Raw genomic sequence first — 15,404 nt, 5'->3', positions numbered from 1 at the left:
GCTGCCAGATGACGGCGCAGATTCTAAAGAAGACAGGAGTTACTCGTATGAAGAAGTTCGCTATCGCTGCTGCAACTGCAACTGCCACCGCGCTGACCCTGACCATGGCCAATGCCGCATTTGCTGCTCAGTCGACTACCCAAGCCCCAATGGTCGTCGCTGCTGGCGAAATGACTAAAGCTAAAGAAGCTACTTCTGATACTTGGATCACGACCAAAGTTAAATCTGACCTGCTGACCGAAAAAGGCATTCCAGGTACTGACATCAAAGTAGAAACCAACAAAGGTGTTGTTTCTCTGTCCTCCACTGTTGCAGTGACTGAGGCACAGAAAACCACCGCAGTGAACATTGCCAAGAAAGTTAAAGGCGTGAAAGCCGTTGCTGCTGATGGTCTGAAAGCTGAGTAATAACCCTTTCTCGTAGAACCGGGGGAAAGCCGGATCAGGTGCTTGAAGCTGCGCACCTGAAGCTTTCGAAATAGGTTCATGCGACGGCCACACGGATGTGGCCATTACAGCCCTCGGCGCTTGCGTCGGGGGCTGTTCTATTTGGGCGAAGGATGGGCCTTCCAAATTCAATAGTGGCGGTCGAGGCACAAGGCTGCGATCTGGCGCGAACCGGGCCTCGTTGAATGGTACGACGGCGGCTCTGCTGCGGATCAGCGTCTCGTATTTCTCGTAGGCTCCTACGGGTTATGTCTGTACGCATTGTCACAGCTGTCGAGGCTTGAAGCTGCGGCGTACGTCGTAGGTCGAAAGGGAAGGAGATTGCGCTGGCTGCACAACCTCACGTCGCGCGTGAGCGATGGGACGTTTTTACTCAGTGGCTACACCGGTGAGGAGCAGGCTTGCTGCGAGCGGCATCTGACCACCGCAGTATTTCAATCGCGAGCAAGCACGCTCCTGTATATCTTCACCGCCGCTTAATTACTCACTGTCCAGGTGCAACGGTGAAATCACCCGGCCATCACTTTCAGCTTCGCCCAAGGTTGCGTCCACAAAGTACACGCGCTCATCTGCCAATTGGCCTTTGTCCACCAAGAAGTCCTTGATGCTACTGGCGCGGTCTTGCCCTAGTTGGCGCAACAGCACTTCGCTTTTGCTCCAGAATTCGATCAATGCGTCACTCATCTTTTTCGCACGTTCGTCACGGCTCAATTTAGCCCACTCAGCTGGCGGCTGCTGTTTCAGGCGGGTGCGGTAGATACCTTCAAGCAATGGGCCTTTTTCATCATCCGGCACTTTCAGTAATGAAGCCTGTGCTGGCACTTTGTCGCCTCGGCGTTGCAGGATTTTGTAGTAGTTGTATTGGTATTCGCGTTCCAGGCGTTCTTGTGCAATGAGCGGGCCGTCGCTGCTTTGTGCGGCGGTGCCTTCGATCTCAAGGCGCAGTGCCGGGCGTTCTTTGAGCGCCGCAGCCAATGTGGTCAGCGCTTTTTGCGCGTCAGGGCTCAGCTCGCTTGAACCTGGTGCGAAGGCCACGGTACCCAGGTCTTCAGCGCCACCGCCGCTGATCAGCCCGCCAATGAACTTGAAGGGGGCCTGAGCGGCGCGCAGCACTAGGTTGCGCAGAGTTTGCCAAACAATTGGCATCACGCTGAATTGCGGGTTATTCAAATCGCCCGTGACGGGCAGCTCGATGGAGATTTTGCCGTCGGTGTCCTTGAGCAAAGCAATCGCGAGTTTGATCGGCAGATCCACGGCATCCGGGCTGTCGACCTTTTCGCCCAGTTGCAATTGCTCGACCACCAGTTTGTTCTCGGCCTTGAGCTGCCCCTTGGTGATCAAGTAGTGCAGGTCCAGATTCAGGCGACCCTTGCGGATGCGGTAGCCCGCAAATTTGCCCGAGTAAGGCGTCAGGGTTGTCAGCTCGACGCGCTTGAAACTGGTGGCAATATCCAGGCTGGCCATGGGGTCGAAAGGGTTGACGCTGCCTTTGATCGTCACGGGTGCATACCGGTCGACTTTACCTGCGATGTTGACGCTCGCCGGTTTGGCTTGTCGGCTGTCGATGGTGCCGATCTGTCCGTTGAGTTGCTGAATGGCAGTGGCGAAGTTGGGCGTGAGGCTGAAGTCTGCGAAGTTGGCCGACCCGTCATTGATCGCGATGCCTCCCACATGAATGCCCAATGGTTTTTCTTTGCTGGTGGCGGGTTTGGTCGCCTTTTTGGCGCCTGTGTCGGCGGGTTGCGGGATCAGCAGGTCATCAATGTTAGTGGTGCGATCATCGTTGATCATGAAGCGCACGTACGGTTGCGCCAGGTTGACTTTGGCAATCGACAGGCTGTCACCGTGCTGATAATTCAAGTTCTCCAGTACCACACGTTGCCACTTGAGAAAATCGCGGTTTTTGAGGGTGTCGAGTGTGTGCAGTTGGTCGACCTGTGCCTTGCCCTCCACGCTGAAAGCGAGTGGCTCGACGCTTTTCAGGTTGACTGCCAGATCGCTGCCCAGCATACCGCTGCGCAGTTCCAGGCGAATAAAGGGGTCGATGTAAGCCTGCGCCACGCGCAGGTCGATGTCTTGGGTGGTGACGTTGAGCTTGGCACTGATCGGGCTTAGATTGATCTCGCCGCTGGCAGTGAGCTTGCCTTGCTTGCCAATCCCGGTGTCGAGTTTCAGGTTGAAAGGTGACTGATTGAGGCTGTCGAAGTTTTTCAGGTCCAGGTTCAACGGGCCAATGTCCAGCGCGACCGGGGTTTTTGGTTCTTTATCTGCCAAATGCACGCGGTAATCGCGTAGCTGCACATCCTTGAGCAATACTTGCCACGGTTTGCTGGGGGCGACAGGTGCCGGTTTTGGGGCTTCAACGGTGACTGGCCCATCGGCTTTGGATGAGGTTTTGGTCGGTTGGCCGGCAAACAATTTTTGCCAGTCAAGTTGGCCGTCAGCTTCGCGCGTGGCCCAAGTCTCAAGATTTTTGCTGTTGATTTTACCGACCACCACTTGCTGCTTGGCCAGGTCTACGCGGGTATCACTGACGTCCAGGCGCTCAAGCCGCGCCAGCGGCCGACCGTCCGGTGCATTGATTTTGAACGGGGCGATACTGGTCGAGGCGTTGCTCAGGACCATTTCGGTTTCTTTGGACAGATTCAGTGTGTAGTCGGTCCTGAAGTTCAGCACCCCGTCTTCCAGTACCAGCGGCAGGGCGTCTCGCACATAGGGCCACCAGACTTTCATCTTGCCGTCAGTCACTTTGAGCGTGCCTTCGGATGCAATGGGCACCAGGCTCAAGGTGCCGGTCCAGTCAATGCGGCCGCCTTCTGGCCCGGCCGCCACTAAGGTCATGTCAGCGTTGTCATCGGGCAGCGTGCTGAGGTTTTTCAGTTCCAGATCCAATGAGTCATACAAAAACTCGATCGGTTCGCTTGGGCGCAAGTCAGCAAAATGCAGGTAGCCGCCCGCCAGCCCGATGCGGTCGATACGCAGGGGGAAGGGGTTGCTGTCAGGTGTCTGGGGCGCAGGTTTGCTGGCAGGTAACGTGAACAATTGGGTCAGGTTCAGCGTGCCGTCCTTGCTGAACAACAGCTGCGTCTTGGGTTTGTCCAGTTGCACGTCTGCCAGGTGCAAGGCTTTTGTCCACAGGCTGTCGGCTTGCACGTTGGTGTACAGGCGCTCGAAGCCTACTTGCTCCTTGCCCGGCTCACCGACCTTGAACCCCCACAGTGTCAGCTCCAGACTGAACGGGTTGAACTCCAGTCGGTCGAGCCTGGCGGGCACGGTGGCGTAGTTGGCCAACTGCTGGTTGATGATGCGTAAGCCAATGCCGGGCAGGATCAAAAAACCCAGCAAGCTATAAAGTGCGAGGGCAGTCAGCACGGCGCCAATGGCGCGAATCAATCCTTTGGGCATGTGAGGCGTCGTCTATAGCAGTCGGGAGTGCCTTGGAGTATGGCACGCGATTCTGGTTCCGAGACGATCGCCTTATTTTTAGTAGGACTTTTTGCGTGCGAGATTAGGCGCTTAGAACTGTAGGATCAGCGTCTTTAGTGGCGGCTGCTGGTCCATTGACGGAAAGTCGCTGGCCGGATTCAGCACTTGCCAGTCCCGGACAGGGCGGCCGGCTTTCTCAGCACAGCGAAGGACTTGCTCGCGCCAGTCGTCCATGCTGACTTTCGCCAGATTATTGCAACAGATCAGCACGCCATCCGGCGCGGTGGCCAATACCGCGGGTTTGAGCAGGCTTTGATAGTCGCGCAACAGGTCTACCGTGCCGAAAGCACTCTTGGCCCACGCGGGAGGGTCCAGCAGCACCAGGTCGTATTCACGCTGATCCATGCGCGGGTAAGCGGGCAGCTTGTGGCGACGCTGGATAATCGGCAATCCCGCCAGTTGGCGAATGGCAGCGAAATAGTCCGATTGCACAAACTTCATCGTGGGCAATTCGGGATTTAGCAGCCCGTTTTCGCGTCCGACCGCCAAGTTGCCTTCAGCAAAGTCCAGATTGCAGACCTCGCTTGCGCCGCCTGCCGCAGCGCTTAAGCCAACGCCACAGGTGTAGGCGAACAAGTTAAGCACGCGCTTGCCGGCGCTGTGCTGTTTGACCCAGCCGCGCGCGTTGCGCAGGTCGAGAAACAGCAGAGGGTCTTGCCCCGCGTGACGGCCGCGCACACGGTACTTCAGGCCCCATTCGTGGCCGATCATGTCTGCCAATGCGGCGTCTTCGGCGCGGTAGACGGTGTCTTCGCGATCAATACGTGAATTGCCCTGAGAGCGGTCGTTGTAGACCAGCAGCAGTTCCAGGCCCAAGTGCCGATTGATTGCTTCATGCAATTGCAGCAAATCATCGCGCTCAAGGCGCTGGTGAAAGCTTTGCACCAGCAGTTGCGGGCCGTAGCGGTCGATAGTCAGACCGCCAGCGCCTTCCTGGCTGCCGTGGAAAAGGCGATAACAGTCAGTGCTTTGAGCGTGCAGCTCGGCCAGCAAGTCGTGACGGTTATCGAGGGCGGCGCGCAGCGCCTGATTCAAGGAAGACATGCGTTGCGCCTTGGGGGACAGATAGGGCGCGCGAGTTTAACAGAATCGCGTGAAGGTTTAGGGGTGCGCACAGCCTCATCGGGCTGGCTACGCTGTTCGTATAGACGCTATCGAGGCGTAAAAGGATGGACTGTTGGTGTGTGTAACAGTTGCCGGAGGCGACGTCCGAGGGCGAAGCCGTCGACCTGCCTTAGAAAATGGTATTGCGGGTACATCGCGCACATGGAATTTACGACGGTTTTGCCGCCGGACGCAGCCTCGCATCACCCGTCAGCGCTACGGGCTATACATGAGCGAGGCTTTACGCCCTGAGGTGGCCGTTATTCGCGTTCGAGCGCCAGAGCTACACCCTGTCCACCGCCGATGCACAAAGTGGCGAGGCCTTTTTTAGCGTCACGCTTGAGCATTTCGTGGAGCAGGGTGACCAGAATCCTACAGCCCGACGCGCCAATCGGATGACCAATGGCAATTGCCCCCCCGTTGACGTTGACCTTGTTCGCGTCCCAATCCAGCGCTTTGCCGACCGACAAGGCTTGCGCCGCGAAGGCTTCGTTGGCCTCGATCAGGTCCAGTTGCGCCAGCGTCCAGCCTGCTTTAGTCAGGCAGCGTTGAGTCGCGCTCACGGGACCAATGCCCATGATGGCCGGGTCTACACCGGCGTTGGCGTAGGCCGCGATTTTAGCCAGTACCGGTAAACCCAGCTCACGGGCTTTGGTCGCACTCATCAGCATGACGGCGGCTGCACCATCATTGAGTGAGGAGGCATTACCTGCTGTGACAGATCCGTCTTTTTTGAACGCAGGTTTAAGCTTGGCCAGCGATTCGGCCGTCGTGCCCGCGCGCGGTTGTTCGTCTGTGGCAAACGCGATCGGATCACCTTTGCGTTGCGGGATCAAAATCGGCGTGATTTCGTCCACAAAACGCCCGGTCTCAATGGCTTCGATGGCTTTGCGCTGCGAGGCGGCGGCAAAGGCATCCTGGTCTTCGCGACTGATGCCGTACTTATCCACAAGGTTCTCTGCGGTGATGCCCATGTGGTAATCATTGAATGCATCCCACAGGCCATCGCTGATCATGGTGTCGACGATTTGGCTATGGCCCATGCGCAGGCCGGTTCGGGCGCCGGGCACGATGTAGTTGGACAGGCTCATGTTTTCCTGGCCGCCTGCGATGATCACGTCAGCGTCGCCACAACGGATGGCCTGGGCAGCCAAATGCAGCGCTTTGAGCCCGGAGCCGCAGACTTTGTTGAGCGTCATTGCTGGCACGGCAAATGGCAGGCCGGCCTTGATGGCTGCCTGGCGTGCCGGGTTTTGACCTGCACCCGCGGTGAGGACTTGCCCCATGATGACTTCATCGACCTGTGCACCCTCCAGACCGGTTTTTTCGAGCAGTTGGCGAATGACCGCGGCGCCCAAGTCGACAGCGGGTACATGGGCCAGTGAGCCTTGAAAGCTGCCGACGGCAGTGCGGGTAGCGGCAACGATGACAACGTCTTGCATAGCGGGAGTCCTGATTATTATTGGAGAGGCCGCGTCAGACGCAGCGGTAGGAATCAAGCGCCATGGTGGCATACAAACAGCGGCATCGTCTCGTCACGGCTGGCGCACAGAGATGAGCGTCCTTGTGTGATGGCACGGCGGTTACCCACCGTACCGGCCCATGCGTCGCTGCGCCCTTTGTACCGAGCCATTGCGCACTGCCCAGCGCAGAACCGGCGCAGTGCTGTTGACTGTGGCGCGGATCAGCGTGCGTGTCGGCGGACGTTGATGTAGCCCCAACTGATCACTGGCCCAGTCGGGCAGCAAGTCGATGCCGGCTTGCATCATCAACGCGGCAAATGGTTTGGCCAGCAAACTGGGGGCCGGGGCGTTGAGCAACAGGCGAATCACTTCATGGCTGCGCTCATCACACAGCAACTGCGGGCGTATGGCTTGCAGGTAGTCTGCGATGTGCTGGCGTGAGCGGGGCACGTCTGTAGCGCCCAGGCGTTCAGCGACCACGGCAATTTCGTCGTAGTAACGGTCTTGATCGGCTGGGGACAAATCCGGATTGCGATAGCGCAAATGAGCGGCAAGGAAGTTACTGACTTCCGCCACATGCACCCACGTCAGTAATTGCGGGTCACTGGCAGCATAGGGCCGGCCGTCAAGTCCGGTGCCGGTCACTTGCAGGTGAATGCGGCGTACTTTGTCGATCAGCCAGTCGGCATCGCCTGAGGAGCCAAAAGTGGTGCCAGAGATGAACTGGCCAGTGCGACGCAATCGCCCCAGCATGTCGAGTCTGAAATTGGAGTGATCCCACACCCCGGCCAGTGCCAGAGGGTGCAAGGCTTGCAGCATCAGGGCGCTGATGCCGCCGATCAGCATGCTGGTGAAATCACCGTGTACTTGCCAGCTGATGGAGTCGGGGCCGAACAGGCCGGGGTCGCCCTTGGGGTTTTCGAGGTCGAGCTGGCCGAGCGAAAGGCCGGTCAGACTCATGATTTGGCGTTCGATGGGGCGGCGGATAAATTCCATGGCGTCTCGGTGCCGCCAGCCAGTCGTGAAGACTGGCTGGCGCTCAATCAACCGCGATGGCGACCGCGGAAGTAGTTGATCAGGCCTTGCGTTGACGCATCATCGGCAGGCTCTTCGAGGCTGCCGGTGAGGCGATAGTAAACGCCTTTGCCCAGTTCTTTGCCCAACTCTACGCCCCACTGGTCGAAGGCGTTGATGCCCCAGATCACGCTTTGCACGAACACTTTGTGCTCATACAGCGCCACCAGCGCGCCAAGGCGACGCGGGCTGATGCGTTCAACCACCAAGGTGTTGCTTGGACGGTTGCCCGGAATCACTTTATGCGGCGCGAGCTTTTGCACGGCGTCTTCGGGCATGCCCTGTTCGCGCAATTCGGCTTCGGCTTCGGCGCGGGTTTTGCCCAGCATCAGGGCCTGGCTTTGCGACAGGCAGTTGGCATAGAGCCACTGATGGTGGTCGGCGACCGGGTTGAAGCTGACAATCGGCACGATAAAATCGGCCGGAATCAATTGGGTGCCTTGGTGCAGCAGCTGGTGATACGCATGCTGGCCATTGCAGCCCACGCCCCCCCAAATCACCGGGCCGGTGTCGGTGGACACGGGGGTGCCGTCCTGACGCACGCTTTTGCCGTTGGATTCCATGTCCAGCTGCTGCAAGTGTTTGGTGATGTTGCGCAGGTAGTGGTCGTACGGCAGGATCGCGTGGCTTTGCGCGCCCCAGAAGTTGCCGTACCAAACGCCAAGCGCTGCCATCAACACCGGCATGTTCTGTTCGAACGGGGCGGTCTGGAAGTGTTGGTCCATGCTGTAGGCGCCGGACAACAGTTCTTTGAAGTTGGACATGCCGATCGCCAGGGCAATTGGCAAGCCGATGGCCGACCACAGCGAATAACGCCCACCCACCCAGTCCCACATCGGGAAGATGTTTTCTTCGCGAATACCAAACGCGACCGCGGCCTCGTTGTTGCTCGACACGGCGATGAAGTGGCGATGCAGTTCAGCTTCCGAACCGCCTTGCGCCAAGTACCACGCGCGGGACGCTTGGGCATTTTTGAGGGTTTCGAGGGTGTTGAACGATTTCGACGACACGATGAACAGCGTGGTTTCGGCGCGCAGCTTGTGCGACAGCTCGTGGAATTCACTGCCGTCGATGTTCGCCAGGTAATGACAGCGAACGCCTTTTTGCGCGTAGGACAACAGCGCTTCGGACACCAGCTCAGGGCCAAGGAACGAGCCGCCGATGCCAATGTTCACGATGTCGGTAATCGGTTTGTCGGTGTAACCGCGCCACAGGCCTTCGTGAATGCGACCGACCAGCTCGGTCATCTTGTTCAGGACTTTGTGCACCTCGGGCATGATGTCCGCACCGTTGACCGACAGCTTGTCGGCTACTGGGCGGCGCAGCGCGGTGTGCAAGGCCGGACGGCCTTCGGAGGCATTGACGATCTCCCCCGAGAATAACGATTTGATCGCGCCCTGAAGATCGACTTCGTTGGCCAGATCGACCAGCAACGAACGGGTTTGGTCAGTGATCAGGTTTTTTGAATAGTCCAAAAACAGCCCGCAGCTGCTCAGGGTGAAATCTTCAAAACGTTTTGGGTTGCTGTTAAACGCATCGCGCATGCTGAAGTTTTGCATGCTGGCGCGGTGTTGCTTCAACGCTTGCCAAGCGGGCAGAGCGGTAACGTCGTGAGGAGTGCGGTAGTACGCCATCGCTGCGGATATCCTTTTTTGCTTGAACTGCCTGTTGGACACTGAAAACCCCGAAACCTCCTGATTAACCTCGGGAGGCATCGGTTGACCTGCAAATGCACATCGGACACAAGCAGGGCGATCACATTAACCCTAGTGCCTGCATCTGTCTTGGCTTTGTCTGACGCCGGGCTGTAACTTTTGTCACGACCGTGTGATGCCCGGTGAATCGTTTCAGTGTTTCTTTATCGGGTGCGGCTGACGCGCCAGCTATCAATCAGAGCGTGTTGTCCAGGTTCAGGTGGATGTTGTCGATCAAGCGCGTAGTGCCCAAATAGGCCGCGACCAGAATGACCAGATCCCGGTCACTGGTTTGCGCGGGCAGCAACGTCGTTGCGTGGCGAACTTCCAGATAATCCACTCGCAACCCGATGGCTTCAAGGTGGGCCGCCTGTTGGGTCACCCGCGTGGCGTAGTCGCGTTCACCGGCTTTGATGGCGTCTGCCATTTCGCGCAGGTGGCGATACAGGGCAGGCGCCAAGGCACGCTGCTCTTCATTCAGGTAGCCATTGCGCGAGGACAAGGCCAAACCGTCTTCGGCGCGTACAGTCGGTTCGCCGATGATTTGGACGGGCATGTTCAGGTCGAGCACCATGGCGCGAATAACGGCCAATTGCTGGTAGTCCTTCTGACCAAAGATCGCCAGATCGGGCTGAACCATGTTGAACAGTTTGTTGACGACCGTGGTGACGCCATCGAAATGCCCAGGGCGACGGCTGCCGCAGAGCTCATTGCTCAATTGAGCCGCAGTGACGCGGGTTAGCCCCGTCATCCCGTGGGGGTACATTTCATCCACCGTTGGAGCAAACAGCAGGTTACAGCCTGCTTGCAGGAGTGTTTCCTGATCGGCAGCGAGGGTGCGCGGGTAGGTGTCGAGGTCTTCGTTGGCCCCAAATTGCAGAGGGTTGACGAAAATGCTCGCGACCACGAAATCGGCCTGCTGCGCCGCCTTGCTGACCAGCGCGGCATGGCCGCTGTGCAAGTTACCCATAGTCGGTACCAGGCCGATTTGTTTGCCTTCGCTACGTGCGCGGGCGATGGCTGCGCGCAACTCGCGAACGGTTTTTACTGTGTTCATGCAGAGAATCCGTGTTCGGTGCCAGGAAAGCTGACGGCTTTGACTTCAGTCACGTAGGCGCTGAGAGCCGATTGAATGTCAGGTTGGCCGGCCATGAAGTTCTTCACGAATTTTGGCACGCGGCCAGTCAAGGACAAGCCAAGCATGTCATGCAGCACCAACACTTGACCGTCGGTATCACTGCCGGCGCCGATGCCGATCACAGGGATTTTCACCGCGTGGGTGATTTCTTTCGCCAGTTCGCTTGGCACGCATTCGAGCAGCAACATGGCGGCACCGGCTTGTTCCAGTGCAATCGCATCTGCACGCATCTGGCGTGCCTGGTTTTCGTTACGGCCTTGTACCTTGTAACCGCCCAATACGTTTACCGTTTGTGGCGTCAGGCCCATGTGCGCGCACACAGGAATGCCGCGCTCAGTCAGCAGGCGGATGGATTCGGCCAGCCAGACGGCACCTTCGACCTTGACCATGTGCGCGCCCGCCCTCATAAGTTGTGCGCTGTTGTTCAGCGTTTGCTCAAGGGTGGCGTTCGCCATAAAAGGCAGGTCGGCGAGTATCAGGGCGTCCTGATTGCCGCGTTTAACGCACGCCACGTGATACGCCATGTCATCGTTGGAAACAGGCAGGGTGCTGTCATGCCCTTGCAAGACCATGCCCAGGGAGTCGCCCACCAGTAACACTTCTACACCGGCCTGGTTGCAGGCATGTGCGAAGGTGGCGTCATAGCACGTCAGCATGGTGATTTTTTCACCTTTTTGCTTAAGGCTTTGCAGGGTGGTCAGGGTAATAGCTGGCATGAAAAGGATCCTCGTCAGGCAGTGCGATAACCACTGCGAGCAACGCGCGTGATTCATCGTTATAAGCAGGCACACCTTTATAGAGGTGCTAAACGGCCTGCTTTTCACATTGCGCCACCGGGTAGGTGGCAGCGGGATGCCTATAGTCGTGACGAGGACACGGGAAGTCAATTAGAGGTGTTACCGCCGATGTGTTACCGCGCTAATTGATTCGATTCAGCTAAGCCGGGCAGGCGCTCAAGACCGACAAAGGGGCAGTCTTTGAGAAGTTGTTCAAGGCTGCGGCCATCGGCCAGTTTGAGCGAAGCGGGCGCCAGCTCGGCCAAGGGGTACAGCACGAAAGGACGGGCGTGCATGTGGTAATGCGGGACCTTGAGCCGAGGCTCGTCGATCAGCTGATTGCCGAACAGCAGGATGTCGAGGTCCAGCGTGCGCGGCCCCCAGCGCTCAAGTCGCTCACGGCCTTGGTCGTTTTCGATGGCTTGCAAAGCATCGAGCAGCTCAAGGGGGGCCATGTGAGTCTCGATGGTTGCCACTGCGTTGGTGTAACGCGGTTGGCCTGGCAGCAGGGAGTCGCTTTGATAGAACGCTGAGACCCCGACAAACACCGAGTTGGGCAGTTGCGCAATCGCCTCTACCGCGTTGCGCAATTGCTCGGCCGGGTCAGCCAGATTACTGCCCATTCCAATGTAGATGCGTTCCATCACTTACTCGTCGGCGCCAGCGCTGCGTTTGCGCTTGTTAGCGCCTGTACGGCGGCGTTTACGCGGTGCAGGGCCGGTGCCATCGTCCTTGGCGTTGCTCAGGTCGCGAATCATGTCGCGGCGGCCACTGTCGTTGGCATCCTGATAGTCGGTCCACCATTCGCCCAGGCCGTTGGTCTGCTCGCCAGCGCTTTCACGCAACAGCAAAAAGTCGTAACCGGCACGGAAGCGCGGATTGTCGAGCAGCATGTCGGCACGTTTGCCGCTGCGACGCGGCAGACGCTCTTGCATGTCCCAAATTTCGCGAATCGGCATTGTGAAGCGCTTGGGAATTGCAATGCGCTGGCACTGTTCGGCGATCAGTTCGTGCGCGGCTTCTTGCATGGCAGGAATAGGCGGCATGCCTTGGTCTTGCAGGCGCAAAATACGGGCGGGCAGAGCAGGCCACAACAGGGCTGCAAACAGGAACGCCGGGGTCACCGGTTTACCCTGCTTGATTCGCAGATCTGTGTTGCGCAACGCTTCGCTGATCAAGGTGTGGGTGTAGGTCGGGTTGTGCTCCAAAGCTTCGGCACTGGCCGGGAACAAGGGATCGAACAACTCAAGGTCGACCAGCATCTCGAAGGTGTCGCAGGCGTTACCGGAGAGGAAGAGCTTGAGCACTTCTTCGAACAGGCGAGCCGACGGGATTTCGCGCAGCATGGGGGCCAGCTCGCGGATCGGCGCGGCGGTGTGTTTTTCAATCCCGAAGTTCAGCTTGGCGGCAAACCGTACCGCCCGCAGCATGCGCACCGGGTCTTCCTGGTAACGCTGTTGCGGATCGCCAATGAGGCGCAGCAGGCGATTGCGGATGTCGTGTACACCATTGGCGTAATCGAGAATGCGCTCGCTGACCGGGTCGTAATACAGGGCATTGATCGTGAAGTCGCGACGTTGGGCGTCTTCTTCGAGGGTGCCGTAGACGTTGTCGCGCAAAATACGCCCGCTTTCGTTACGCGAGGACTGGTTGCTGTCTTCCTCTTCGTCGTTTTGCGGATGATTGGCACGGAAGGTCGCCACCTCGATGATTTCGCGCCCAAAGTGGATGTGCACCAACTTGAAGCGACGACCGATGATTCGCGCATTGCGAAATTCGGCACGCACTTGTTCTGGCGTAGCGCTGGTGGCCACGTCAAAGTCTTTGGGTGTGATGTTGAGCAGCATGTCGCGTACGCAACCGCCGACCAGATAAGCCTGGTAACCGGCGTTTTGCAGGCGTTCGACAATGTTGACCGCGTAGCGGCTGAACTGGGCACGTTGCAGCGAATGTTGGCTGCTGTTGAGCACTTCAGGGGTGCTGCGCAGTTGTTGCGTACGACGCTTGGGAGAACGGAATGACTGGAACAGCTTCTTCAGCATGGGATGCACTGTTTGAAGGAATGTTCGGCCAAAACGAAGAATGACCGCATGATGGGCGGGGATTCTAGCATTTAGTCAGGGGATGGTGTAGGACGCGTAGCCTGTCGATTGCCTCTAGTGGCCTTGGTCGTTACGAGAGTACCGGGCCAGACGGGCTGTAAATTTTTCTGAATGTCAGGAACCACAAGGGGAGCCGAAGCTCCCCCAGAATTAGTTGCGTGCTCTATTTTTATTATTGGTTGCGGGCTTTTTGTTTTTGTTAATTGCCCTGGTTACCCAAGTTTTACCTGTGTAACCCTCCCAATCGGGAGATAAGAGCAAACGGATTGCTTTGGTCGCTGTGTTGATGTGATCAGTGATCCAACTAGTTCAGGCTCTGCTTTAAGTGCAGTTTTTGTTGTTCTCTGCCTAGTCGTGGGGCAAGCCCCAATGACAACACCTCTCCAAAAGAATCAGTTAGCTGCGCCTCCGCCGTGTTGTTCTTGTTATGCGTGAGCCGATACGTCTTATTTTTATTGTGTGTTGCTGTGATTCTTATTGTTCTTGTACGAATACATATAGCAGGGGTCGTGCCAACTTTTGTCCGGCCCAGCAAAATAAGGGTCTTTCTGGGTTTTCATGTTTTTTAGCGCAAAAAAAAGCCGGGCCTTCGTTACCGTAAGACCCGGCTTTTGTTACGTGTTTAGCGTGCGGTAACAGTTTTTTCACCGTCGGCCGTGTTACCTGTCACGTTACCCTTCGCTGGTGACACCGGTTTTTCTGCGTGGAATACCCAGGCGCTGGCGCCGTTCCCACAAGCATTTACGACTCACGCCCAGTTTTCGCGCCAGTTCGGTCTCCGTCATGTGGTCCTGATGCTCAAGCACAAAGTGCTGGAAGTAGTCTTCCAGCGACAGGTCTTCAGTCGGGTCATGGCTGGTGTTACCGCTACTGATGCCCTGTTGTGGGCCCAGGCCGATAAAGTCGTCGTCTTGCAGATCGCTCAACTCGATGTCGATGCCCAGCAGTTCGGCTGAAATTTCCGGGCTTTCGCACAGAATCACAGCACGCTCTACGGCGTTTTCTAGTTCTCGTACGTTGCCTGGCCACGTGTAATGTCGAATGGCTTGTTCGGCATCGGGAGCAAACTTCAAGTCGGTGCGCCCCACTCGGGCACTTTGACGGGCGAGGAAGGCATGGGCGATTTCGTTTACGTCCGCGCCACGTTCACGCAATGCCGGCAACTTGAGGGCAATGACGTGCAGGCGGTAGTACAAGTCTTCACGGAACTGGCCAATTTTGGCCAGGCTCTTGAGGTCTCGGTGGGTGGCTGCGATCAGGCGCACATCGACCTTTTGCGATTGCACCGAACCCACACGGCGAATTTCGCCCTCTTGTAACACCCGCAGCAGACGGGCTTGTGCTTCCAGTGGCAGCTCACCGATTTCATCAAGGAACAAAGTGCCGCCATCGGCCGCTTCAACCAAGCCTGCACGGCCTGCGCTGGCGCCGGTGAAGGCCCCTTTTTCGTGGCCGAACAACTCAGATTCAATCAACGACTCAGGAATCGCCGCACAGTTAACCGAGATCATCGGCGCTTTGGCGCGCTTGGAGAGGTTATGCAGCGCGCGGGCTACCAGTTCTTTACCGGTACCGGACTCACCCTGGATCAGGACATTGGAGTCGGTGGGCGCCACTTTGCGGATCTTGCTGTACAGATCCTGCATAGGCGGGCATGAACCGATGATGCCGATTTCGCCATTACAGTTATCGCTCGCGCTTTTATCGGCGCCCGACGCTTTGGCTGGGCGCTCGGCAGGCTGGCTTTGAGCGTTTTGGCGATCACGCAAAATACGTGCGACGGCTTGCAGCATCTCATCGTGATCAAACGGTTTGGCGATGTAGTCGACGGCGCCCATTTTCATCGAGTCAACCGCTGAGCGCAGGCTGGCATAGCTGGTCATGATCAGCACCGGTTTGCCTTCGCCCAGCTTGATCAACTCGGTGCCAGGTGCCCCTGGCAAGCGCAGATCGCTGACAATCAGGTCGAACGAGGGAATGCTGAAACGCTCTTGAGCTTCCTGCACCGAGCCTGCTTCGCTGACCTGGTACTGATTACGCTCCAACAAACGGCGCAACGCGGAGCGGATGATTGTTTCGTCTTCGACGATCAAAATATGCGGCATTGATTCAGTTCTCTCG

At 57.6% G+C, this 15,404-nt stretch carries 11 protein-coding genes; 1 reads left to right on the top strand and 10 read right to left on the bottom strand.

Going from position 1 to position 15,404, the window contains the following annotated elements:
• Positions 1-47 precede the first annotated feature (47 nt).
• Complete coding sequence (locus AP059_RS07140) at positions 48-407, top strand: BON domain-containing protein (RefSeq protein WP_059762565.1); 360 nt, start codon at positions 48-50, stop codon at positions 405-407.
• Between the two features lie 519 nt (positions 408-926).
• Here the strand turns inward: AP059_RS07140 and AP059_RS07135 are convergent.
• The 10 genes from AP059_RS07135 to AP059_RS07090 form a co-directional block, all read right to left on the bottom strand.
• On the bottom strand, positions 927-3,851 hold the full coding sequence (locus AP059_RS07135; protein ID WP_059762563.1) for a DUF748 domain-containing protein: 2,925 nt from the start codon (positions 3,849-3,851) through the stop codon (positions 927-929).
• A 111-nt stretch (positions 3,852-3,962) separates the two neighbouring features.
• The gene (locus AP059_RS07130; RefSeq protein WP_059762561.1) at positions 3,963-4,976 is read right to left on the bottom strand and encodes a class I SAM-dependent rRNA methyltransferase; all 1,014 of its coding nucleotides are present in this window, start codon (positions 4,974-4,976) and stop codon (positions 3,963-3,965) included.
• Positions 4,977-5,296: 320 nt separating this feature from the next.
• Positions 5,297-6,478, bottom strand: a complete 1,182-nt coding sequence (locus AP059_RS07125) for an acetyl-CoA C-acetyltransferase (protein ID WP_059762559.1) — start codon at positions 6,476-6,478, stop codon at positions 5,297-5,299.
• A 141-nt stretch (positions 6,479-6,619) separates the two neighbouring features.
• Positions 6,620-7,495: an oxygenase MpaB family protein gene (locus AP059_RS07120; protein WP_059762557.1), complete on the bottom strand. Its 876-nt coding sequence runs from the start codon at positions 7,493-7,495 to the stop codon at positions 6,620-6,622.
• Between the two features lie 47 nt (positions 7,496-7,542).
• The gene (gene pgi / locus AP059_RS07115) at positions 7,543-9,207 is read right to left on the bottom strand and encodes a glucose-6-phosphate isomerase (RefSeq protein WP_059762554.1); all 1,665 of its coding nucleotides are present in this window, start codon (positions 9,205-9,207) and stop codon (positions 7,543-7,545) included.
• A 256-nt stretch (positions 9,208-9,463) separates the two neighbouring features.
• Entirely contained in the window at positions 9,464-10,324 is an 861-nt protein-coding gene (panC, locus tag AP059_RS07110) for a pantoate--beta-alanine ligase (protein ID WP_059762551.1), read from the bottom strand.
• Positions 10,321-11,121 (bottom strand): 3-methyl-2-oxobutanoate hydroxymethyltransferase, encoded by an 801-nt coding sequence (panB, locus tag AP059_RS07105; RefSeq protein WP_059762549.1) that lies wholly within the window; start codon positions 11,119-11,121, stop codon positions 10,321-10,323. The genes panC and panB overlap by 4 nt, the downstream gene beginning before the upstream one ends.
• 194 nt (positions 11,122-11,315) lie before the next feature.
• On the bottom strand, positions 11,316-11,825 hold the full coding sequence (folK, locus tag AP059_RS07100) for a 2-amino-4-hydroxy-6-hydroxymethyldihydropteridine diphosphokinase (protein WP_048366020.1): 510 nt from the start codon (positions 11,823-11,825) through the stop codon (positions 11,316-11,318).
• 3 nt (positions 11,826-11,828) lie between these two features.
• Entirely contained in the window at positions 11,829-13,223 is a 1,395-nt protein-coding gene (locus AP059_RS07095) for a polynucleotide adenylyltransferase PcnB (RefSeq protein WP_048366021.1), read from the bottom strand.
• A 731-nt stretch (positions 13,224-13,954) separates the two neighbouring features.
• A complete protein-coding gene (locus AP059_RS07090; protein ID WP_059762547.1) occupies positions 13,955-15,388 on the bottom strand; it encodes a sigma-54-dependent transcriptional regulator in 1,434 nt (477 codons plus the stop codon).
• Between the last annotated feature and the right edge of the window lie 16 nt (positions 15,389-15,404).

The organism is Pseudomonas sp. TAA207, from assembly GCF_001529285.1.
GTDB classification, from domain to species: domain Bacteria; phylum Pseudomonadota; class Gammaproteobacteria; order Pseudomonadales; family Pseudomonadaceae; genus Aquipseudomonas; species Aquipseudomonas weihenstephanensis.
Note: the sequence above shows the minus strand (reverse complement) of the source record. Positions and strands in the feature narration are given on the sequence as shown.

Bases quoted from the DNA above. Each gene is read 5' to 3' on its own strand.
- AP059_RS07095 (WP_048366021.1), bottom strand. From the start codon at position 13,223: ATGCTGAAGAAGCTGTTCCAGTCATTCCGTTCTCCCAAGCGTCGTACG.
- AP059_RS07120 (WP_059762557.1), bottom strand. From the start codon at position 7,495: ATGGAATTTATCCGCCGCCCCATCGAACGCCAAATCATGAGTCTGACC.
- AP059_RS07130 (WP_059762561.1), bottom strand. From the start codon at position 4,976: ATGTCTTCCTTGAATCAGGCGCTGCGCGCCGCCCTCGATAACCGTCAC.
- AP059_RS07125 (WP_059762559.1), bottom strand. From the start codon at position 6,478: ATGCAAGACGTTGTCATCGTTGCCGCTACCCGCACTGCCGTCGGCAGC.
- AP059_RS07090 (WP_059762547.1), bottom strand. From the start codon at position 15,388: ATGCCGCATATTTTGATCGTCGAAGACGAAACAATCATCCGCTCCGCG.
- panC (WP_059762551.1), bottom strand. From the start codon at position 10,324: ATGAACACAGTAAAAACCGTTCGCGAGTTGCGCGCAGCCATCGCCCGC.
- AP059_RS07140 (WP_059762565.1), top strand. From the start codon at position 48: ATGAAGAAGTTCGCTATCGCTGCTGCAACTGCAACTGCCACCGCGCTG.
- AP059_RS07135 (WP_059762563.1), bottom strand. From the start codon at position 3,851: ATGCCCAAAGGATTGATTCGCGCCATTGGCGCCGTGCTGACTGCCCTC.
- panB (WP_059762549.1), bottom strand. From the start codon at position 11,121: ATGCCAGCTATTACCCTGACCACCCTGCAAAGCCTTAAGCAAAAAGGT.
- pgi (WP_059762554.1), bottom strand. From the start codon at position 9,207: ATGGCGTACTACCGCACTCCTCACGACGTTACCGCTCTGCCCGCTTGG.
- folK (WP_048366020.1), bottom strand. From the start codon at position 11,825: ATGGAACGCATCTACATTGGAATGGGCAGTAATCTGGCTGACCCGGCC.